At 63.2% G+C, this 21,982-nt stretch carries 19 protein-coding genes; 12 read left to right on the top strand and 7 right to left on the bottom strand.

Going from position 1 to position 21,982, the window contains the following annotated elements:
* Positions 1 to 18: 18 nt before the first annotated feature.
* Both JWQ90_RS20415 and JWQ90_RS20410 read left to right on the top strand, forming a co-directional pair.
* Positions 19 to 342, top strand: coding sequence for a 2Fe-2S iron-sulfur cluster-binding protein (locus JWQ90_RS20415; RefSeq protein WP_299696869.1), 324 nt, complete (start codon positions 19 to 21; stop codon positions 340 to 342).
* 41 nt (positions 343 to 383) lie between these two features.
* On the top strand, positions 384 to 1,613 hold the full coding sequence (locus JWQ90_RS20410) for a cytochrome P450 (protein WP_299696868.1): 1,230 nt from the start codon (positions 384 to 386) through the stop codon (positions 1,611 to 1,613).
* Positions 1,614 to 1,699: 86 nt separating this feature from the next.
* Here JWQ90_RS20410 and JWQ90_RS20405 read toward each other — a convergent pair whose 3' ends face one another.
* Positions 1,700 to 2,632 (bottom strand): M14 family metallocarboxypeptidase, encoded by a 933-nt coding sequence (locus tag JWQ90_RS20405; protein WP_299696867.1) that lies wholly within the window; start codon positions 2,630 to 2,632, stop codon positions 1,700 to 1,702.
* 520 nt (positions 2,633 to 3,152) lie between these two features.
* Here JWQ90_RS20405 and JWQ90_RS20400 point away from each other — a divergent pair.
* Positions 3,153 to 3,536 carry a C40 family peptidase gene (locus JWQ90_RS20400; RefSeq protein WP_299696866.1) on the top strand — a complete coding sequence of 128 codons (384 nt, stop codon included), beginning with the start codon at positions 3,153 to 3,155 and terminating at the stop codon, positions 3,534 to 3,536.
* Positions 3,537 to 3,625: 89 nt separating this feature from the next.
* Here the strand turns inward: JWQ90_RS20400 and JWQ90_RS20395 are convergent, their stop codons facing one another.
* The 3 genes from JWQ90_RS20395 to JWQ90_RS20385 form a co-directional block, all read right to left on the bottom strand.
* Entirely contained in the window at positions 3,626 to 5,017 is a 1,392-nt protein-coding gene (locus tag JWQ90_RS20395) for an 8-oxoguanine deaminase (RefSeq protein ID WP_299696865.1), read from the bottom strand.
* A gap of 86 nt (positions 5,018 to 5,103) precedes the next feature.
* The gene (locus JWQ90_RS20390) at positions 5,104 to 6,102 is read right to left on the bottom strand and encodes an aromatic ring-hydroxylating dioxygenase subunit alpha (RefSeq protein WP_299696864.1); all 999 of its coding nucleotides are present in this window, start codon (positions 6,100 to 6,102) and stop codon (positions 5,104 to 5,106) included.
* A complete protein-coding gene (locus tag JWQ90_RS20385) occupies positions 6,099 to 7,145 on the bottom strand; it encodes an adenosine deaminase (RefSeq protein WP_299696863.1) in 1,047 nt (348 codons plus the stop codon). Before JWQ90_RS20385 ends, JWQ90_RS20390 begins: the two co-directional genes overlap by 4 nt.
* Positions 7,146 to 7,225: 80 nt before the next feature.
* Here JWQ90_RS20385 and JWQ90_RS20380 point away from each other — a divergent pair, with 80 nt between their 5' ends.
* The 7 genes from JWQ90_RS20380 (at position 7,226) to JWQ90_RS20350 (ending at position 15,226) form a co-directional block, all read left to right on the top strand.
* Positions 7,226 to 8,350 (top strand): nucleoside hydrolase, encoded by a 1,125-nt coding sequence (locus tag JWQ90_RS20380; protein ID WP_299696862.1) that lies wholly within the window; start codon positions 7,226 to 7,228, stop codon positions 8,348 to 8,350.
* A gap of 103 nt (positions 8,351 to 8,453) precedes the next feature.
* On the top strand, positions 8,454 to 9,452 hold the full coding sequence (gene add, locus JWQ90_RS20375; protein WP_366919558.1) for an adenosine deaminase: 999 nt from the start codon (positions 8,454 to 8,456) through the stop codon (positions 9,450 to 9,452).
* 126 nt (positions 9,453 to 9,578) lie between these two features.
* On the top strand, positions 9,579 to 10,541 hold the full coding sequence (locus tag JWQ90_RS20370; RefSeq protein WP_299696860.1) for a purine nucleoside permease: 963 nt from the start codon (positions 9,579 to 9,581) through the stop codon (positions 10,539 to 10,541).
* Between the two features lie 112 nt (positions 10,542 to 10,653).
* Positions 10,654 to 11,496, top strand: a complete 843-nt coding sequence (mtnN, locus tag JWQ90_RS20365) for a 5'-methylthioadenosine/S-adenosylhomocysteine nucleosidase (RefSeq protein WP_299696859.1) — start codon at positions 10,654 to 10,656, stop codon at positions 11,494 to 11,496.
* Positions 11,497 to 11,616: 120 nt separating this feature from the next.
* Positions 11,617 to 13,035, top strand: a complete 1,419-nt coding sequence (locus tag JWQ90_RS20360) for an adenosine deaminase (RefSeq protein ID WP_299696858.1) — start codon at positions 11,617 to 11,619, stop codon at positions 13,033 to 13,035.
* 125 nt (positions 13,036 to 13,160) lie between these two features.
* Complete coding sequence (locus JWQ90_RS20355; protein ID WP_299696857.1) at positions 13,161 to 14,585, top strand: adenosine deaminase; 1,425 nt, start codon at positions 13,161 to 13,163, stop codon at positions 14,583 to 14,585.
* Positions 14,586 to 14,698: 113 nt separating this feature from the next.
* Positions 14,699 to 15,226: a transposase gene (locus JWQ90_RS20350; RefSeq protein WP_299696856.1), complete on the top strand. Its 528-nt coding sequence runs from the start codon at positions 14,699 to 14,701 to the stop codon at positions 15,224 to 15,226.
* A gap of 82 nt (positions 15,227 to 15,308) precedes the next feature.
* Here JWQ90_RS20350 and JWQ90_RS20345 read toward each other — a convergent pair whose 3' ends face one another.
* The 3 genes from JWQ90_RS20345 to JWQ90_RS20335 all read right to left on the bottom strand — a co-directional run bounded on the left by JWQ90_RS20345 (position 15,309) and on the right by JWQ90_RS20335 (position 20,462).
* Positions 15,309 to 16,331, bottom strand: coding sequence for a purine nucleoside permease (locus JWQ90_RS20345; RefSeq protein WP_366919557.1), 1,023 nt, complete (start codon positions 16,329 to 16,331; stop codon positions 15,309 to 15,311).
* 276 nt (positions 16,332 to 16,607) lie between these two features.
* On the bottom strand, positions 16,608 to 19,154 hold the full coding sequence (locus JWQ90_RS20340) for a TonB-dependent receptor (protein ID WP_299696854.1): 2,547 nt from the start codon (positions 19,152 to 19,154) through the stop codon (positions 16,608 to 16,610).
* Between the two features lie 180 nt (positions 19,155 to 19,334).
* Positions 19,335 to 20,462 (bottom strand): BMP family ABC transporter substrate-binding protein, encoded by a 1,128-nt coding sequence (locus JWQ90_RS20335; protein ID WP_299696853.1) that lies wholly within the window; start codon positions 20,460 to 20,462, stop codon positions 19,335 to 19,337.
* A gap of 643 nt (positions 20,463 to 21,105) precedes the next feature.
* Between JWQ90_RS20335 and uraH the strand changes: the two genes are divergently transcribed.
* The gene (gene uraH, locus JWQ90_RS20330; protein WP_299696852.1) at positions 21,106 to 21,456 is read left to right on the top strand and encodes a hydroxyisourate hydrolase; all 351 of its coding nucleotides are present in this window, start codon (positions 21,106 to 21,108) and stop codon (positions 21,454 to 21,456) included.
* A 143-nt stretch (positions 21,457 to 21,599) separates the two neighbouring features.
* A partial coding sequence (locus JWQ90_RS20325) for a 2Fe-2S iron-sulfur cluster-binding protein (RefSeq protein WP_299696851.1) occupies positions 21,600 to 21,982 on the top strand: 383 nt, incomplete at its 3' end.

The raw sequence follows: 21,982 nt of genomic DNA, 5'->3' as shown, positions 1-21,982 counted from the left end.
TACGAAGGAATAGTCCCCATGCCCGCAGTTATCTACATCGAACATGACGGAACACAGCATCAGGTGGAGGTGCCCGACGGCGATTCCGTGATGCAGGGTGCGGTCAACAACATGGTCAACGGCGTCGCGGGCGAGTGCGGCGGCGGCCTGGCCTGCGCGACTTGCCATTGCTATGTCGATGAGGCGTGGATGGATCGTGTCGGTACCGCGACCGGTGCCGAGAGCGAGATGCTCGAGGCGACCTTCAGCGAGCGGAAGCCGACCAGCCGTCTGGGCTGCCAGATTGCGGTCAGCGAGGCGCTGGATGGCCTGGTCGTCCGTCTGCCCGAAACGCAGTACTGAGTCCGGCGCGGGCCCACAAAAATTATTCGAGGAGAGTGAAGATGGCAGGCACTGCACAAGCCGGCGTAGCGGCCCCGATTCCGGATCATGTTCCTCCGGAGCTGGTGTACGACGCACGCATCACCGAGGGAGCGGAGTTCCTGGCGGCGCCGCACAAGTTCATGGCGGAGCTGCACCAGAAAGCGCCGCCGATCTTCTTCAGCCCCGGCAGCGAGCATCAGAAGCCGGCCTGGCAGCTGCTGAAATACGAAGACGCCTACTTCGTCCTCCGGCATCCGGAATTCTTCACCAGCGCCGGTTCCGGCCCGTTCCCGCGCGATCCGAATGACTGGTGGAACATCATCCCGCTGGAGATCGAACCGCCACACCATCGCAAATATCGCGCGATCGTCGATCCGCTGGTTTCACCCAAGACGGTCATGACGCTGGAGCTGTCGATCCGCAAGCTCGCCAATGATCTGATCGACCAGTTCATCGACAAGGGCGAGTGCGAGTTCGCCAAGGACTTCGGCCGCCCGCTGCCGGTGGGCGTGTTCCTCGACATCATGAGCCTGCCGCGCAGCATGATGGACGAGTTCGTCCGCTGGGCGATGGGTCTTCTGCATGCTCAGGACCGCCAGATCGCGCAACAGGTCATGGGCGAGGTGACGGTGTATCTGAACACCGTGATCCGGGAAAAGGCCGCCCATCCGGATGGCGGTGCGGTCAGCGCGATCGTGCACGGCAAGCCGGGCGGCGAACCTATGTCGGGCCGCGAAATCTTCGGTTTCGTGTTTTTCCTGTTCATCGCGGGCCTCGACACGGTTTTCGCGACGCTGAACAACATTTTCGTCTGGCTGGCCGAGAATCCGGAACGCCGGCAGGAGATCATCGATTCGCCGGGCAACATCGACAACATCGTCGAGGAGCTGCTACGCGTTTTCAGCGTGACTTTCTCCGGCCGCACGCTGACTCAGGACTACGAGATCCGCGGCGTGAAGATGAAGAAGGGCGACCGCGTGACGAGCATTCTGCCGTCGTGCAACTACGACCCCGAAATTTTCCCCGATCCGACGGATGTGAATTTCAACCGCCCGCGCAAACCGATCCTCGCTTTCGCGGGCGGCGTGCACAGCTGCATGGGTGCCCATCTCGCGCGCATGGAAGTCAAGATCTGCCTGCAGGAATTCCTGCGCCGCATCCCCAATTTCACGCTCAAGCCCGGCACCAGGATCGAATACTATCCGGGCGGCGTGGTCGGGCCGAAGTCGGTGCCGCTCGCTTGGCGGTGAGCAGGCGAGTCGGGCACGTTAGTGCAGAAAAGTCCGCCCGCCTTGCTTGCACAATCTCAGGGCCCGGAGATTCAACTCGGTTCGCGCTATCGGTTGCCGCCGGTATGTGCCAGCGCGAAGTCGAGCGCCGCGCACACTGCCACCACCTGCGCGGCGATGCATTGCTCACCGCTTGCGCGCGGACTGTCGGGATAAACCTCGGTGGTCGTCCTGAAGGCGGCGTCGGTAATACCCGCACAGAGGCCTAGCCGCTTCAGCGGATAGTGGATGATGCCCGGAGCAATCACCGGCGATCCGATGATTTCGCCGTGGCGATCGGCCGGGGCGATGTGCGTGACTTCCGCCACGGCCGCGATCACGGCCTGTTGGAACTCGGTCTGCGGACGCTCGCTGTCGTCGACCAGGTAGAAGCCGTCCGGGATCTCGCCCGGCAAGTAGGCCAGGCCGTCGCGGGCGGCCAGCGCCGGACGAAACTCGGACTCGTCCGTATCCGTGGTCTCATGCAGGTCGACATGCACGAGCACCCGATCGCGGAAGGGCGCGATCAAGCGCAAAACCGCTGCAGCCTCCTGCGCCGGGCTATCGTCGAAGAACGAGCGGTTCGGGTCGATCGCATGCGGATTCCAGCGCTGGATCATTTCGTAGGCCCAGGGGCTGATGCAGGGCGCAACGATGAGATTGACCCGGCCTTCATAGCTTGACGCGTGCCGATCGACAAACCGCAAGGCCCCGTGCACACCGCTGGTTTCATAGCCGTGCACGCCGCCGGTTACCAGTGCACAGGGCAGTTCGTCCCGCCAGGCGCGGCTGTTGATGCAGAACAGCGGGTAGCGATCCGGGTCGTGATCCAGGCGGCCGTACTGCAGCACCTCATAGCGCGAGCGTAGCGTTTCGATCACGCTCAGCACATCCGCGTCGTAGCGACGCTTGCCGGTCTGCCGTGCCCGCCAGGCCAACACTTCCGAGGCATCCCAGGGACGTCCTGGAGTGCCAACCGGATAGGTTTCATGAGTCGTCATCGCCACTCGCTCCGGCTGCAGTGATAGCGCTACGGTAGCACTGGTCTAAAACGCCGGTGTCCGCGTAGCTTGGCCCACTATCGGAGTGCAGCAGCATGGTCGGGCTGGACCCATCGAGACTTGCTGTTTCCAGAGACATCGATGCCAGAGTTGGAAAGCATGTTGTAACCGTCGGTGTCGGTTGGTACCCAGGGGCCGCATCGGTACACGATGCGGCCTTTTTATTGCATCGCGTTCAGCAGGGCGTCACTGAAGGCCATGTCCAACAGGCGTCCAGCGGTTTTGCCCGGCTGATGGTTCGTCGGCCGTACATGCAGCCAGCCGACCAGCGTAGGCTGCAGCGCAGCAATACAGAGTGCTAGATTTGATTCGTTCAATATTCGTGCTGATTCTGGCACTTACATCGCTAAGCGCGCAGGCTTTCTCGGCCGGTCCGAAGATCTCCCCGGACCTGCTGCCTGCTTCCCAGGCCGCCTTCGGCCCCGCCGATCCCCGTGTCGCTGAGACACCTGAACCCGCCGTGGCTCCGAGCAGCGAACTGAGCGCCAGCGACATCGTGCTGTCCAGCGCGGAGGCGATGCTCGGCATGCGCTATCGCCTCGGCGGCAACGCGGTATCGGCGATCGACTGCTCCGGCATGGTGAGGCGCGCTTTCATCGAGGCCGGGATCGATCTGCCGCGCAGCACGCAGGAGCAGATCAAGCTCGGCACCCAGGTCGATGCACACGACCCGCGCCCCGGTGATCTGATGTTCTACCGCTGGGGCAAACGCCGCCTGCACGTCGCCGTGTACGCCGGAGGTGGCGAGATCCTGCATGCCTCGCCAACGGCCGGACAGGTCACGCGAACCCTGCTGACCGCCGACTGGAACCGTCGTCTGGTACAGGTGCGCCGCCTGCTGTAGCGGCTGTAGGTTGGGGTGAGCGCAGCGAACCCCAACGGTTGTCCCGCGCCGATGTTGGGGTTCGCTGCGCTCACCCCAACCTACGAAAGCTACGAAACCATCCTCCGACTGATCGCGTTATGCCGCGCGATCAGACCGCGCAGATCCAGCCCCGGGATCGCGCCCTCGTCGACGACTACGCGCCCGTTGATCACCGACAACCACACGCGGGTCGGCGCGCAGGTCAGCAGCGCGGCGACCGGGTCGCTCTGCGCGCCGGCGTGCTCGAGCCCGTCGACGCGGAACGCGACCAGATCCGCGGCCTTGCCGACCTCGATGCTGCCGATCTCCTCGCGGCCGAGCAGCGCGGCGCCGCCGCGTGTCGCCAGGCGCAGCGCCTCGCGCGCCGACAGGCGATCGGCGCGCGACTCGAAGCCGGGCCAGCCGACGCGCTGCAGCAGCATGGCCTGACGCGCCTCGCCGAGCATGTGGTTGCCGTCGTTGCTGGCCGAGCCGTCAACGCCCAGGCCGACGCGCACGCCGGCGTCGATCATCGCGCGCACCGGCGGGATGCCGGAGGCCAGGATCATGTTGCTGCTGGCGCAACTGCAGACGCCACTGCAGCTGTGCGCCAGCTTGGCGATGTCCGAAGCGTTGGGATGCACCATGTGCGCGAACCAGACTTCGGGGCCGAGCCAGTCCAGCGACTCGGCGTAGTCCAGCGGGCGCATGCCGAACTTCGCGAGGCAGTAACGCTCCTCATCGAGCGTCTCCGCCAGATGCGTGTGCAGGCCGACGCGCGGATGGCTGCGCGCGATGCGCGTGCTTTCGCGCATCAGATCGGCGCTGACGCTGAAAGGCGAGCAGGGCGCGAGGCCGATACGCAGCATCGAGCCCGGCGCCGGATCGTGGTAGCGCTGGATCACGCGCAGGCCGTCTTCGAGGATGTCCTCTTCGCGCTCCACCAGATCATCCGGCGGCAGGCCGCCCTCACTTTCGCCGACGCTCATCGAGCCGCGTGTCGGATGAAAGCGCACACCGAGTTCGACCGCGGCGTCGATCTCGTCGTCGAGCCGCGCGCCGTTGGGGAACATGTACAGATGATCGGCAACTGTCGTCGCGCCGGACAGCAGCAGTTCGACCAGGCCAACTTTCGCGCTGACATAAACCGCTTCCGGGTCCATGCGGCCCCAGATCGGGTACAGGGTTTTCAGCCAGTCGAACAGCGCCAGGCCGCCGGCGGTGCCCACCGAGCGGGTCAGGGTCTGATACAGATGGTGATGGCCGTTGATCAGGCCTGGCAGCAGCACGCAGCCGGCTAGGTCGATGCGGCGGTCGGGCGTGCGCGCGGCGGCGTCTTCGGCGATCCAGGTATCGAGTTCGGCGCTGCTGCCGACGCGCTCGATCCAGTTGTCGCGGATGAATACCGCGCCGTCGCGGATTTCGGTGCCGGCGTCGTCCTGGGTGGCGAGCACGTCGGCGCGGCTCAGCAGTAGTTTCATATCGTGCTCCAGTAGGTCGGCAATCCTTTGCCGACGTGCACGCCCGATGTGCAATCGCGGCCTCACGTCGGCAAAGGATTGCCGACCTACGCTTCGTTGATCACGCCGTAGCGCAGGCCGATGCCGCGCAGATACGCGCGATACGCCAGCGATGAGCGATCACAGGCGACCGATATCTCAGCGCGCGAATACAGTGGCAGCCGCTTCGGCAGCTGGTTCTCCAGGATGGAAATATCCTGGTGAAAAATACGGTCCTGGAATGCGCGCAACTCGTCGTCGCTCTGATCCGCGTTGCTGACCGTGAGCACGATCCAGACGGCGCTGAGTTCCTCGCCCAGCGGCTGCACGATGATCGCGATCGCCTCGATGAAGCCCTGCTGCGCCTGCGGCAGCTTGGTCAGCATCGCGGTCAGCGGCCGCACCACGCGGTAGGTGTATTCGACCTGGCTGCCGGTCTGCGCGACGCTGTTGGGCTGCGGCTGCAAGGCCATGCACTGCGTCGCCAGCACGCCGCTATTGCCGTCGCCGTCGTCGAAAGCCTGTACCTGGTAGTCGCAGACCTCCATGTGCTCGGCGGTGCCGAGGATGCCGTCGTGCACCGTGCCGAAATGCGCCATGTCGAGAAAATTCTCGATGATGCGCGGGCCGGCCGCGTGCAGCGGGTAAGCGCCGCATACCACTTTGCGCAGCTTCGGGTTCGCGTATTCCGGAAACGGCGGCGGCGCGGGCGGCGGCGTGCCGATGCAGACCCAGATCAGCCCATAAATCTCGAAGGCCGAAAACACGCGTGCGCCGCCGCCGGGCAAGGGAGCATCGGGCTGCGCGGGCACCTGCAGGCAGGCGCCGGAGACGCCGAATTTCCAGGCGTGATAGCGGCAGACCAGCGCGTCGTCGGCCACATGTCCGAGTGTCAGGCGAGTGCCGCGATGCGGGCAGCGGTCCTGCCAGGCATGGCAGGCGCCGCGGCTGTCGCGCCACAGCACCAGTTCTTCGCCGAGCAGCTGCGCGGCGAGCGTCTGGCCGGCGAGTAGCGAGGCCGAGGCTGCGACCGGATGCCAGTCGTCGACCAGTAGCGGATCGCTCATGCCGCGCTGGTCCGCGCCGCGTAGTTGTCGACGGCAGTGATCCAGCGCTGCTTGCTGGCGGCGTCCAGCCATGAGGCTTCGAAGGAATTCTTCGCCAGCTGCACCAGCTGCTCCCTGCTCAGATCCAGGGCTCGCTGCACCGCCAGGTAATTGTCGACAAGGTAGCCGCCGAAATAGGCCGGATCGTCCGAGTTGATGGTGACGCACAGGCCCTGCTCGAGCAGCCGGCGCAGGTTGTGCTGCTCCATCTGCTGGTAGACCTTCAGCTTGGTGTTCGACAGCGGGCATACCGTCAGCGGCACGCGTTCGCGCGCCAGGCGTGCGAGCAGCTGCGGGTCTTCGTCGCAGCGCACGCCGTGATCGATGCGCGATACCTGCAACAGGTCCAGCGCCTCGGTGATGTAGTCCGCCGGCCCTTCTTCGCCGGCGTGCGCGACCCGTGCAAAGCCGAGACGATGCGCACGCGCGAACACGCGCTCGAACTTCGATGGCGGATGGCCGGCTTCCGAGGAATCCAGGCCGACGCCGGCGACGCGATCCGCAAAGGGCAGGGCCAAATCCAGCGTCGCTTCGGCAGCCGCTTCGCTCAGGTGGCGCAGAAAGCACAGGATCAGCCGATGGCTGATGCCGAGGTCACGTTCGCCGTCGGCCAGCGCGCGGTGGATGCCGTTGATCACGGTGCCGATGCCGATGCCGCGCTCGGTATGGGTCTGCGGGTCGAAGAAGATCTCCACGTGCACCACGCCATCGGCCCGCGCGCGGCGCAGGTACGCCGAGGTCATCGCGTAGAAATCCTCCTCGTCGCGCAGCACGTCCGCGCCGGCGTAGTACAGATCCAGAAACGACTGCAGATCATGAAAGTCATAGGCTCGCCGCAGCGCGTCCACCGACGCGTAAGCCAGCGTCACGTCGTGTTTGGCGGCGAGCGCAAACACCATCTCCGGCTCCAGCGTGCCCTCGATATGCAGATGCAGCTCCGCCTTGGGCAGGCCGCGCAGAAAGCTCGCTATTGAGGGCTCGCTTGAAGGTTCGGTCGGGTTCATAACGAAAGTTTTGTGCACAATTTTTGCTTAGGACTGTACGCAATATCGAAGCCAGTATTCTACGTTCGCCCAAGGCGCCCATGCCCAGCATCCCACGGTTTTCCCTGCGCGCCCTGACGGCGCTGATGCTCGCCCTGTGCTCGGTGCTGCCGGTTTCGGCTGCCGACCCGCCGCGCCGCAAGATCATCATCGACCAGGACGCCTTCGGCCCGGCGTCGAGCAACCTGCAGGCGATCCTGATGCTGCTGCAGTCGCCGGACGTCGAGGTGCTGGGCATCGTCGCCACCAGCGGCGATGGCTGGCGCGACGAGGAACTCGGCCATAGCTTGCGCCTGCTCGAAGTCGCCGGCCGCACGGAAGTGCCGGTATACGGCGGCGCGGTCTACCCGCTGGTGAATACGCAGGCGCGCACCAAGGTCTGGGAGCAGCAGTACGGCGCGCTGTACTACAAGGGAGCATGGACCGAGAGTTGGCCCGACCAGGGCGCGGTGCGGCGCACGCCGTATCACGCCGATCCCTTCCTGGTGCCGCCGTCGCCGGCCGGCGCACCGAAGCTGAAAGCGCAGAGCGAAAATGGCGCGGCCTTCATGGTGCGAAAAGTTCGCGAATTCCCCGGCCAGGTCACGATCTGGACCGGCGGCCCGCTGACCACGGTGGCGCTGGCGGCGCGGCTCGACCCGGCTTTCGCCGCGAACGCGCAGCAGCTGGTGATCATGGGCGCGAGCTTCAACCCGCAGCCGGCGGATAACGATTTCGCCAAGGAATTCGTCAATTCGCCGCGCCGTGAATTCAATATGCGCTGGGACCCGGAGGCCGCGTCGCTGGTGCTGCACGAAGCCTGGAAGAAAATCACCGTGCTGCCGATCGACCCGACCACGAAGACCTTCTTCAAGCCGGAATTCTTCAAGCAGATCGCTCGCGGCAAGGCGCCGTTTGCAAGCTATCTGGTGCAGTTCGGTCAGTCGTTCCCGATGTGGGACGAACTCGCCGCCGCGGTCTGGTTGAACCCGGCGATCGTCACGCGCAGCCAGCAGCTGCTGGTCGATATCGACACCAGCTTCACCGCCGGCTACGGCAACACCTTGAGCTGGTCCATCGGCGGCGGTCCGGGCATGGGCGAGCGCGCGGTCACCGTCGTCGAGGACGTCGATGTGCCAGCCTTCGAGAAGATGACGCTGGATCTGCTGACGCGCGCCAAACCGTAACGTAGGTTGGGGTGAGCAAAGCGAACCCCAACATCAGCGCGAACTCATGTTGGGCATCGCTGCGCTCAGCCCAACCTACACACTACACAGCGAGACCTTCATGATGCGAGCCTTCATCCAAAACCTGCCGAAAGCCGAGCTGCACGTGCACCTGGAGGGCACGCTCGAACCCGAGCTGAGTTTTGCACTAGCCACGCGCAACGGCGTCAAGCTCGACCACGACACGCCCGAGGCGCTGATCGCCGCCTACGATTTCCACGATCTGCCGTCGTTCCTGAAGATCTACTACAAGGCGATGGAAGTGCTGCTGACCGAGCAGGATTTCTTCGACATGAGCTGGGCCTATCTGAAGAAGACCCGCGAGCAGAACGTGCTGTACTGCGAAATGTTCTTCGATCCGCAGGCTCACACCGGCCGCGGCGTCGCCTTCGACACGGTGATCCAGGGCATTCATCGCGCGCAGGTTCAGGCGGCAAGCGAACTCGGCGTCGAGTCGCAGCTGGTGATGTGCTTCCTGCGCGAACTCAGTGCGGAGTCGGCGATGCAGACGCTGCTCGCATCGCTTTCCTACAAAGAGTGGATCGTCGGAGTCGGCCTGGATTCCGAAGAGAAGAACAATCCGCCGATCAAGTTCGCCGAGGTGTTCGCACGCGCGCGCAGCGAAGGCTACCGGCTGACGATGCACTGCGACGTCAACCAGCTCAATACGCTGCTGCACATCCGCCAGTGTCTGGACGACATTCGCGTCGATCGCATTGATCACGGCATCAACTCGCTGGAGGACCCGGCGATCTGCGCCGAGATCGCGCGCCGCGGCCTCGGCCTGACCGTGTGCCCGGTGTCGAATCGCTTCGTCGTGCAGAACCTCACCGGCGAGGAAATCCGCAAGATGATGGCGCTGGGCATGAAGGCGACGATCAACTCCGACGACCCCGCCTATTTCCGCGCCTACATGAACGAAAACCTGTTCGCGCTGGCCGAGGAGGCCGGCTTCGAGCAGGCCGAAATCGCGCAGCTGGTGCGCAACAGTTTCGACGTCGCCTGGCTCAGCGATGAGCGCCGCCAGCATTACCTCGACTTGTTGGACCGTAGGTTGGGGTGAGCGCAGCGAACCCCAACATTCACCCCAACCGACCTCGGATTTCTCATGTCGCTTCGATCATTGTTGTGCTGTCTCGTCGTCTTGCTTGTCGCCTGTTCAAAACCCACCGCACCCGAAAAGATCCCGGTGAAAGTCGTCGTCGTCAGCATGTTCGAAAAAGGCAAGCCCACCGGCGACGAGCCCGGTGAATTCCAGCTGTGGATCGAGCGGCAGAAGCTCGACACCGTGCTGCCGTTCCCGATGGGCGAATACGAGCTGCGCATGAACGGCGCCGGCCTGCTGGCGATCTGCACCGGCGGCGGCATCACCAATGCGGCGACCTCGATCATGGCGCTGGGCACCGACCCGCGCTTCGATCTGAGCAAGGCCTACTGGCTGATCGCCGGCATCGGCGGCGGCGACCCCGAGGACGTGTCGCTCGGCACCGCGGCCTGGGCAAAACACGTGGTCGACGGCGATCTGCTGTACGAGATCGACGCGCGCGAAATCCCGAAAGACTGGCCCTACGGCCTGCTGCCGCTGGGCGCGAAAAAGCCCAATGACAAGGCCGATGGCTGGACCGTCGACACGATCCACTTCCCGTTGAATGCGGCGCTGACGCAGTGGGCGTTTGATCTGACCCAGGATCATCCGGTGGCCGACAGCGAGGGCATCAAGGCCTTCCGCCAGCAGTTCGCAGGCTTCCCGAATGCATTGAAGCCGCCGTTCGTCACGATCGGCGACACGATGTCGTCGAGCACCTACTTCCACGGCGACCTGATGACGAAATGGGCCAACGACTGGATGCAGCTGCAGGCCGGCAAGGACGCCAACTTCATGATGTCGGCGATGGAGGACAGCGGCACGCTGACCGCACTGCGCAGGCTGTCGCGCGAGCAGCGCGTCGACCTGGACCGCGTGATGGTGCTGCGCACCGCCAGCAACTTCAGCGAGCAGCCGCCGGGCAAGGACGCGGCCTGGAGCACCACCGCCGAATATCCGGAGAACGGCCTGCCGGCGATCGAGGCGGCGTACCAGGTCGGCAATATCGTCGTGCAGAAACTGCTGATTGGATGGAGCGAGTATCGCGATCACGTGCCTGGCCCGTAGGTCGGCAATCCTTTGCCGACGTGTACCTATGGATGCGCAATCGCAGCCTCTGGATTCCCGCCTTCGCGGGAATGACGGTGTTGAGCGTAAGTAGTAACAACAGGAACCCGCAATGAAACTCCGTCTGATACTGGCCCTCGCTTTCGGTCTGTGTGGCGCCGTCGCCCACGCCGCCGAAGCGCCGTCCAAACCGCTCAACTACAGCCCAACCGACACCATCCTGATACTCGGCGCCGTGCCGCAGGAGATCCCGCCTTTCGTCGACGCGATGAAAGACGCGCAGAAGAAAACGTTCTGGGGCATCCCGTACTGGCAAGGTCACATTGAGGGCAAGCCAGTGGTTGTCGCGATCACCGGCATCGGCAAGACCTACACCGGCATGACCTCGACCTTGTTCATCAGCGAGTTCAAGCCGCGTCTGGTGCTGATGAGCGGCACCGGTGCGCGCACCAATCCGGAGCTGCGCACCGGCGACGTGATCGTCGCCACCGTGATGCATGAGCACGACTATGGCAGCCTGACGAGCAAGGACATGGTGTTCCGGCCGATGAACAGCCCGATCGACGGTCACGAGGTCGAGAACGCGTTCTCGCCGCCGGTCTCGCTGCTCAAGCTCGCCGATCAGGCGATCGCCACATACAAGGGCCCGGAAGTCACCGCCAATGGTGCGACCTACAAGGTGAAAGTGCGGCGCGGCGTGGTGTCCTCGTCCGATCTGTTTGGCGTCACCCAGCAGCGCATCGACACGCTGCGCTCGCTGTTCCACAACGACATCATGGAAATGGAATCGGCACCGCTGGGCCATGTCTGCGAAACTCTCGGCGTGCCCTACATCGTCGTGCGCGCCGGCAGCAATGTCGCGCAGGAGGCGCCGAACGACGACTACCTGCGCCTCGGGCCGATCGCCGCGAAGCAGGCGGCGTATTTCAGCCTGCATCTGCTGAAGTATCTGTAGCGCCGATGCGTGGGGTTCGCTGCGCTCACCCCAACCTACACGGCTACAACGACATTGTAGGTTGGGGTGAGCGCAGCGAACCCCAACAAGCACCACCCAAAGCAACTACCGCAGAACACCATGCGCCAGCTACTACTGCTTCTCTCGCTGATCACCTGCAGCCTGCCGTCACAGGCCGCCGAGCCCTGGTTCGAAAAGCTCAAAGCGGAAGCGACACCCGAGCAGCTCTACCGCTTCCTGTACGCGCTGCCCAAGGGCGGCGACCTGCACAATCATCTGTCCGGCGGCGTGCGTTCCGAGTGGATGTGGGACGCCGCGCTGGCGCAGACCGCGCACGGCTACACCTACTACACCAAGCTGCGCATCAACAATTGCGCGGCCTACGGCAGCAATGAGTACGGGCCCAAGCCCTACTTATTGTTATTCGTCAACATGCAGGCCTCGAGCTACGACAAGCTCGACGACTGCCAGAAGTCCGAATACAAGCGGCTGCAGGATCTGAACGCCACCGAGAAAGCCGGCTGGCTCGACAGCATCCGTCTCGATCAGCCGTATGAAGGCCGCAACGAATTCTTCGGCCACTGGGCGCGCCTGAATGACCTGTGGCGCAACCCCTATGTGACCGCCGATATCCTGTATCGCGACATGCAGGCCTTCGGCAAGGAAGGCGTGGCGTATCTGGAACTGCAGGACGCACCGCTGGGCTACATCAAGCCGGACGGCAGCGCCTATGTCGGTGACGAGGCGATCGACATCATCCGTCGGCGCCTGGCTGCTGCGGACGCGAAAGCCACCGGCGTGGAAGTGCGCTTCCAGAGCACCGTGCTGCGCTTCACGCCGGACGCCGAAGAGCAGCTGAAGGCGATGTATGCCTTCACCGACCAGCATCGCGATCTGTACGTCAGCATCAACCTGGTCGGACGTGAGGACAACGACAAGGGCTATCCGCTGCGCTTTCTGCCGGTCTTCCGCGAAATGCGCAAACAATATCCCGACATCAAGCTGTCGATCCACGGCGGCGAAGTCGACGAACCCAACGCGCACATCCACGACACCCTGCTGCTCGGCGCCACGCGCATCGGCCACGGCGTCAACCTGATCACCGACCCCGACATGATGCTGCTGATGCGCAACGGTGCGTACATGGTCGAGATCAACCTGATCAGCAACCTGATGCTCGAATACGTGCAGAACTTTCAGCAGCACCCGTTCCCGGAGTATCTGCGTACCGGCATCCCGGTCGCGCTGTCCACCGACGACCGCGGCATGTGGGACTCGAACATGACCGACGAGTATTTCGTCGCGGTGCGCGAGTTCAAGCTGTCGTGGGAAGAGATCGTGCAGATGGGCCGCAACTCCTTGAAATATTCGTTCGTGCAGGAGCCGGTCAAGCAGAAACTGCTGAAGGACTACGAGGCGCGGGTCGGGCGTTTTGCCGCGCAGTTTCAGAAGAAGGGCTGGGATTCGCTGAAGGACGTGAAGCCGGTGAGTTACTCGTTTACCTGCAAGCATTATCAGCTTTGCCTGCCGCAGGAATGATGCGGCGACGTTGGGGTTCGCTGCGCTCACCCCAACCTACCAATGCTACGAGGCCGTGTAGGTTGGGGTGAGCGCAGCGAACCCCAACAGTCACCGAGCCACACGCCACCATCGCGGAACACGCCATGCGCAAGATACTTCTACTACTCTCGTTGATCGTCTATAGCCTGCCGTCACAGGCCGCCGAACCCTGGTTCGAGAAACTGAAAGCCGAGGCCTCGCCGGAGCAGCTTTATCGTTTTCTGTACGCCTTGCCCAAGGGCGGCGACCTGCACAACCATCTGACAGGCGCTGGCCTGTCGGAATGGTGGTGGGATGCGGCGCTCGCGCAGCAGGGCAGGGGCTACACCTATTACACGAAAGTCCGCATCAGCAACTGCATCGCCTACGGCAGCAGCAACGAGTACGGCTTCGCGCCCTACCTGATGCTGTTCCGCACACTGCAGGGTTCGAGCTATGACAAGCTCGAACCCTGCCAGAAAGGCGAGTACAAGCGCCTGCAGGATCTGAACGCCGCTGAGAAGCAGGGCTGGCTCGACAGCATCCGTCTCAACGAGCAATACGAGGGCCGCAACGAATTCTTCGGCCGCCACTGGGAGCGGCTCAACGAGCTGTGGCGCAATCCCTACGTGGTCGCGGAAATCCTGTTCCGCAACATGCAGGCTTTCGGCAAGGAGAACCTGGTCTACCTGGAAACGCAGGAAGGGCCGGGCGGCGAACTCAAGGCCGACGGCAGCACCTACACCGCCGACGAAACCGTCGCGATCTATCGCCAGCGCCTGGCAGACCCGGATGCGAAAGCCACCGGCGTGACGGTGCGCTTCCAGAGTTCGATTCTGCGTTTTCTGCCGAGCGCCGAACAGAACCTGCGCGAGCTCTACGAGTTCACCGACAAACACCGTGATCTATGGGTCGGCGTCAACATGGTCGGCCGCGAGGATGACGACAAGGGTTATCCGCTGCGCTTCCTGCCGACTTTGCGCGAGCTGCGCAAAAAATATCCGGACATCCATCTGTCTATCCACGCCGGCGAAGTCGACGAGCCGAATCATCACGTGCGCGACACCCTGCTGCTGGGCGCCGAGCGCATCGGTCACGGCGTCAATCTGATCACCGACCCGGAGACGATGCTGCTGATGCGCAACGGCCCGTACATGGTCGAGATCAACCTGATCAGCAACCTGCTGCTCGAATACGTGCAGAACTTCCAGCAGCATCCGTTCCCGGAATATCTGCGCACCGGCATTCCGGTGGCGCTGTCCACGGACGATCGCGGCATGTGGGATTCCAACATGAGCGACGAGTATTTCGTCGCGGTGCGCGAGTTCAACCTGTCCTGGGAGGAGCTCGTGCAGCTGGGACGCAATTCGTTGAAATATTCCTTCGTGCAGGAGCCGGTGAAGCAGAAATTGTTGAAGGACTACGATTCGCGCGTCGAGCGTTTCGCCGAGCAGTTCCGGAAGCAGGGCTGGGATTCGCTGAAGGACGTCAAGCCGGTGAGCTATTCGTTCACCTGCAAGCACTACCAGCTTTGTCTGCCGCGCGAGTAGCGATGTTGGGGTTCGCTGCGCTCACCCCAACCTACAAAAGAGACATCGAGCACGGCAATCGCCGTAGGTTGGGGTGAGCATAGCGAACCCCAACATCGACGCGGAACTGCCCCATGCATTACCGACGTGCAAGCGCTGCAGGCGGCATCTATTTTTTCACCGTGAATCTGGCGGATCGAAGCAGCCAGCTGTTGATCGAGAAGATTTCGGCGTTACGAGAATCGGTACGCCTGGTGAAATCGCGCCATCCCTTGGAGATCGACGCATGGGTCGTTCTGCCTGATCATCTTCATGCAGTTTGGACGCTGCCGCCGGGCGATGCCGACTACTCGCTGCGCTGGGCCTTGATCAAGGCGGGTTTCTCGCGCTGCGTGGAATCCGGCGAACCGATCGGCGCCAGCCGCGCAAAGAAAGGCGAACGTGGCATCTGGCAACGCCGCTTCTGGGAGCACCAGATTCGCGACGACAAGGACTTCGCGCGGCATATCGATTACGTGCATATCAATCCGGTCAAGCACGGATATATCCAGCGTGCCGCCGATTGGCCGCATTCGACAATCCATCGGTATATCCGCAAGGGGCTGATGTCGCGTGACTGGGCAGGCTCGTCGCTCGAAGACTTGCCGGCCGGGGAGCGCTGATTTTGGGGTTCGCTGCGCTCACCCCAACCTACGGAGCTAGGGAGCTTTGGTAGGTTGGGGTGAGCGCAGCGAACCCCAACATTCACGGCGCCGACGGTACATGATCCTTGTACTGGTCCCAATGCGTCACGATTTCATCGACGACCTTCGAGCCGACCTGATACGCATCTTCCACCGACGCGCTCAGGCCCGAATAGCCTTCGCCGCCGTGCTCGGACAGCAGGCTCTCGGCGGCGCTGACGCCCGGCGGCTGCATCGTGTAGTTGCTCGCGGTGCGCAGCACCATCAGCCGGTTCAGGTCGGCCTTGCCGGTCGGCGTCAGGTAGGTCAGCGACTGCGCGGTGCCGGTGTCTTCCATCGCGGAGGACACGAACTCGCCCTTGCCGTCGGTCCAGTATTTCGTCCACTGGTTGGCCCAGTCGTTGAGCAGCTTGCCGTGCCAGTAGGTCATGCCGGCGAGGTTGTCGCCCTTGAGCACGAACGGCGGCTTTTGCGCATTCGGATAGCCGACGTACTGCGCACGCCGCTTCTGCAGCGCCTCGCTGTCCTTCAGCGGCAACTCGCGCGTCAACTGATACGCCCATTCCGTGAGCGCGCCGTTGAGATGGAACACTTCGCCGCTCGGTGCCGGGTGCGGGGTTTCGTAGGGACGCTTGCTGCCGCGCGCAAAGTAACCGGTGGGCCAGTCGGCCGGCATTTCGCGCGCATCGATTTCGTGCGCGAGGTCGCCATCGACCAGGTACTCGGCCCAGGCCGCGGAGCCCAGCGAGGCATCCGCCGGATCAAAGCCGGCGATGCCCGCGACCAGCCAGTATGCGTGTGACAGATCGAAGCGCGGGTCCAGGCCAAGGGCCATCACCGCGGTCGCCGAATTCGCGGTACCCATGCCGGTGACCATGCCGAGTACGCCGGTTTGCGGATTGAGGTACAGGTCGTGGTGATGCGCAAACGGAAACGGCTGCGTCAGCTTCTGGCGTTCGTACCAGAGCTGGAATTCGCCGGCGGTATCGCCGCTGTCCTTGCCGATCTCGAACATCGATACGACGACGACCCTGACTGTGATCGGAGCGGGCGCCTTCTTCACGCAGCCGCCGAAAATTAACATCAGAGGCAGCAGCACCGCGCTCAACAGCATTCTGTTTTTCATTGCCCGGACTTCTTCTTTTCGGTGGCGGGGACGTTGGTCATTTCGGGATGGATGCGCAGCTTGCGGCGGACCGGAAAAGCTCCTGCTGGTAGGGCGGGTCGTGACCCGCCGCTTTGCGCCTGTCGCTGAATCAACAGCGGCGGGTCATGACCCGCCCTACGGGGTCGCCAATCAAAAAATGCGCCGGTCAGGCTTGGCCCGACCGGCGCACAGGAGAAACGTGACGCCAGGCGATCAGAACTTGTAGGTCATCGTCGCCAGGTAGTTACGCGGCAATTCCGGCAGCACCACCGACGAGCCGAACAGGTCGGGGAAGTTGGAGCGGAAGTAGCGCTCGTTGGTCAGGTTCTTGCCCTGCAGGCCCAGCTTCCAATGCTTGGTCTCGTAGTTCAGGCCGGCATTGACCAGCGTGTACGAGGGCAGCAGCACCGCTTTGGAGAAGCCCGAGTACGTCGCATCGACATGCGTTGCGCCGACCGTGGCCGTCAGGCCCTGCAACATCGTGCCCTGATCGAAGTTGTAGATCAGGTAGAGGCTGTAGATTTTCTGCGGCACACCGGCTTTGCGGCCATCGGTGTCGAAGGTGTAACCGTTGACGACGCCGCCGTAGATGCGCGACGGGTCGATGCCCGCGGGCAGATCGCTACCACCGGCGAAACCGAACTGGTAGCCGTCCTGCACCGCGGTCAGGTTGGTGACCTTGATCGTGGTAAAGGCGCCGCTCAACGCCAGGTTGTTGGTCAGTACGCCGCGGAATTCAAACTCGTAACCCTTGGCTTCCGTGGTGTTGTTGGTGACCGTGTTCTGCGAGGAGAAATCGACGCGCTCCTGCTTGTACCAGTCCAGGGCCGCATAGATGCGGTTGTTCCAGAAGTTGCCCTTGGCGCCGATTTCGGTGAGGTTGGAATTGGCCAACGTAGTGCCAGACGCGATGTTGCTCGCCGGCACTTCACCGCCCTGGCCGACGATCAGCGTCGTCTGCTTGGCGCGCGTGAAGTACGGAATCACACCGATCACTGGAATGTCGTACGACAGGCTGCCGGTCCAGGAGATGCCGTCATCGCTGTCGTGCTGCTTTATGCCGGTAATGTCAGTGGGAAAGCCGAAGGGCGTGCAGCCGTCGGCGTCCGCTTCGCAGGTCCCGGTCACGTCGACACTGTCGTAGCGGCCGCCGACCAACAGGTGGATGCGCTCGAGTGCGGTGAAGTCGCCCAGCAGCGCGAAGCCGGCGTCGGTGTAGTGGCCGACGTCGTGGCTGGAGTAGGGCTCCAGCGTGGTGCCGTCACGCGTCGACAGCGTGCGGATATCGATCGGCGAGTTCGGCTTGGTGATGTCGCGGCGGTCGAAGTATTCGAAGTCGAAGTTGTCGCCGTGTTTGAAGTTCTGATAGCGGATCGACGGGCCGAACTGATAAGACGACTTGAAGTCGTCGCTGAAGTCGTACTTGTACGAGAAGTTCACCTGATCTTCAAAAGCGTAGGTGTCGGCGAACTGCGAGAAGCCATAGGCATTCTCGTTGATGTTCGTCATCTTCTCGTAGAACGACTTGTTGGTGAGCTTGAAGTCACCGCCGAAATCGTGGATGAAATCGAAGTACAGCGTGCCGACCTTGGTCGCGAGCACGTCGTCCGGCGCCACCAGCACCTGGTTGCCCTTGATGTGCGTGGTGCCCGGATTGACCAGCGCCATGTTCGGATGAGCGCTGAGGTCACTGTCGACCGTCGCCGGATCCTGCGCGCCGACGCCGCCGAAGTAGAAGATGCCGAGGTCGCCGGCGGCCGCTTCGGCAGCCGAGGTCTTGCCATCACCATTGGTGTCCAGTGACGGCGGACTGCCGGTGATGTAAGTACCGTGATCGACCAGATCCTGAGTCAGGCGGTTCCAGCCGGCAACCTGGTTGCCGTCGAAGTCCTGGTAAAGGCCGCCGAACTCGATGCGTGAGCTGTCAGTCAGCTGCGCGTCGATCGATGCCTGATACAGCGACTGGTTGGTCGAGGTGTTGTCGTAGTAAGAGCCGGAATTCTCGCTTTCGGCGTACAGGTAGTAGCCGAACTTCTGGCCGTCGATATTGCCGGGGCCGCCGACTTCGGCGTGCAGCACGTTCTTGTCCCAGCTGCCGCGGGTGATGCCGAGTTCGCCGCTGGCTTCGGTGGAATACTGGCCGTCGGCGGCGCGTGCCGACTTCGGCACGAAGTTCAGATAGCCGCCGATCTTGGACGGACCGTAGATCGGCGAAGCCGGGCCGCGCACGATGTCGATGCGGTCGCTGGCGCCGATCGGCGTCGGGTAGTTGCCCGGGTTGTCGATGCGGCGCACGCCGCGGAAGTAGTTTTCGCCGGGCGTACCGCGCACGTCGAGCGAGCCGGCGACACCGAAGAACGACTGGGTATAGGCGCCGGGGCTCAGCGCCACCAGGTCGTCGATCTCGTTGATGTTGAGCTTGTTCATCGTCTCGTTGCTGATCGAGGTCAGCGAGCGCGGCGTCTCGGCGATGCTCTTCTCGAAGCCGAACACCGAATCCACCGGCTCGCGCGGCAGGATGTTGACCTCCTTGTTGACGCGCGCGTTGACGATAACCTCTTCAGTGGTGTCCGCCGGTGCGTCGCTGGACGCCAGCTCCGCGACCGGTGCCTCAGTGGCCGGTGCTTCGGCTGGCGCCACTTGTGCAACTTCGGGCGCCGCTTCGATCTGCGCCATCGCGAGCCCCGGCAGCGCAGTGCCGCCGACCAGGGTCATTAGAACCAACGCCCGTTTGTCGCGGGCCCGATTTACTCTCTTCATGAAATTCCCCGATAAATCCAAAGATCCAATGTGATGAACTGCTGCCCGTTTGAAAAATCCTGTTGCCTGCGGTTCACCGGCTACTCCCGGGCGGTGTCCACAATGTAGGTCGGGCTTGAGCCCGACTCCTGCAAATGAAACTAAATTGAAGCGTCGCCCGCGTCCCGGCGAAGTGCTGATCTATTTCGGAATCGAGCCCTCGACGCCGGCCACATACCAGTTGATCGACATCATCTCGGCCTGCGTCAGCATCGCGCCGGCTGCCACTTTCACGGTGCCGGCCTGATCCTTGATCGGGCCCTGGAACGGATAGAAGCTGCCGGCCGCGATCGCCGCTTTCGTCTCTTCGAATGCCTTGACGGTTGCAGCCGGAACCGCGGCCGCTACCGGCGCCAGCTTGATCACGCCGTCGGCGATGCCGAGCTTGGTTTCCGCCGGCTTCCAGGTGCCGGCGATGACGCTCCTGGCGACCTTGATGTAGTAAGGCCCCCAGTTGTTGATGTTGGCCGACAGCTGCGCCTTGGGTGCGAACTTGCCCATGTCGGAATCCCAGCCGCAGGCGTAAACGCCTTTCTCCTGCGCGACCTGCAGCGTTGCCGGCGAATCGGTGTTCTGGCACATCACGTCGGCGCCCTGCGCGATCAGCGTCTCCGCGGCCTGACGCTCCTTGCCCGGGTCGTACCAGGTGTTGACCCAGATCACCTTGGTCTTGATCTTCGGGTTCACGCTCTGCGCACCGAGTGTGAAGGCGTCGATGTTGCGGATCACTTCGGGGATCGGGAACGAGCCGACGAAGCCGAGCGTATTGCTCTTGGTGGTACCGCCGGCGAGCACGCCGAGCAGGTAGGCGCCTTCATAAAAACGAGTCTCGTAGATGCCGAGGTTCTTGGCCTGCTTGAAGCCGGTGGCGTGCTCGAACGCGACTTTAGGGAACATGCGCGCAACCTTGACCGTCGCCTCCATGTAGCCGAACGAGGTAGTGAAGATCAGCTGGTTGCCGTCGACCGCGAGCTGGCGGATCACGCGCTCGGCATCGGCGCCTTCGGGCACGCTCTCGACGTAGGTGGTTTTTACCGCGGCGCCTAGTTCTTTCTCCAGCGCCAGGCGGCCCTGGTCGTGCGCGTAGCTCCAGCCGGCATCGCCGACTGGGCCCACATAAACAAAGGCGACCTTCAACGGCGTGGTCAGCGGCTCTGCCGACGCGGCGGACGCGCTCAGCACCAGGCCGGCGCCGAGCAATCCGGAGAGCCAGCCCGAGCGGCTGCCGAAACCCATGCGCTTGATCAAGGTATTTGCCTGCGACTTCATTGCGAGCGGTGTTGTCCGGTTGGAAAGAGAGTATCCGCCCTGAATGTCGCGACGGATTGCATACAAAGTGGCTGCCACAGACAGGCAATGGTCGTGCCATACGAGTTCGTATCGCCGATCTACTTTTTGTAACTCAGGTTTGTAACGCACGGCCTGTGCCGGTCCGGGATTCGCGGCTCTGTGGAGGCGCTGCTGGAGCAAATTGGGCTGTTTTATCCATGAGTACATCGATACAAACCGGCAACGCGGCGCGTTCGGCTGGCCCACGCCCAGCTGCCGGCCGAAATCCCGTGGCACGTGCTTTGCCTTGCTCAGCGCATAACTTTGTATGCAATATTGGCGCGACTCTTCCTAAGGGCTCGTAAATGAATAACGTGGACGAACGTTGCCGCCCCGGAGCGCGCCAGGCAAGGCGCGAGGAGCGAAGTGTGCTCATTGCACATGAGCGACGAGCAACGCCGCCTGGCGCGCTCCGGGGCGGCAACCCGAAGGGCCGGGGTCTGTTGTCGCGCACTGCGGCGTCATTCCTCGCTCATGTACGTCCAGTACACCGCGCTCGTCATTCCTTGCATTGCACGACAACAGACCCCGGCGTTCGTCCACGTTATTCATTTACGAGCCCTTACAATCGAGGGAACGACGCATGGGCAAGCTGACGACGCACGTGCTCGACACGGCCCACGGGCGTCCGGCCGGAGGCATTCTGATCACGCTGTATCGCGGCGGCAGCCGCGGCGAGACGCTGGCGCAGACGCGCACCAATAGCGACGGTCGCAGCGACGCACCCTTGCTGCAGGGCGCGGACTTGCGTGCCGGCGTCTACGATCTGGTGTTCGCGGTCGGTGATTACTATCGCGAGCTGGGGCTGACGCTGCCCGATCCGCCGTTCCTCGACGAGGTGAGCCTGAGCTTCGGCGTCGCCGATCCGCAGCAGAACTATCATGTGCCGCTGCTGATGTCGCCGTGGAGTTACTCGACTTATCGCGGCAGCTAGGGCATGCAAATCCCCGATTCCGACGACAGGCTCAAAGTCCCGTCATTCCCGCGAAGGCGGGAATCCAGAGTCGATGCCACTGCTGTGCCGCTCTGGATTCCCGCCTTCGCGGGAATGACGGCTTGGGTAGCGGAGTCTCCGCGATGAACTCGACGGTGCGCTTCGTGCTCGACGGCGAAACGGTGCAGATCGCGGGTCTGCCGGCGACGACGACGCTGCTGGAATATCTGCGCGAGCACGCCGGCCGCTGCGGCACCAAGGAGGGCTGCGCCGAGGGCGATTGCGGCGCATGCACCGTGCTGCTCGGCGAACTCGACGGCGCGGCGGTGCGCTGGCGCGCGGTCAATGCCTGCATCCTGTTCGTGCCGATGCTCGACGGCAAGGCGCTGCGCACCGTCGAGAGCCTGTCGAAGGATGGCACGCTCCACCCGGTCCAGCGCGAGATGGTCGTGCGGCATGGCTCGCAATGCGGCTTCTGCACGCCGGGCTTCGTCATGTCGCTTTACGGCCGCAGCATCGGCGCGGC

It is taken from the genome of Hydrocarboniphaga sp., from assembly GCF_028291725.1.
Classification (GTDB): Bacteria; Pseudomonadota; Gammaproteobacteria; order Nevskiales; family Nevskiaceae; genus Hydrocarboniphaga.
This window is presented reverse-complemented; position numbering and strand designations above follow the sequence as displayed.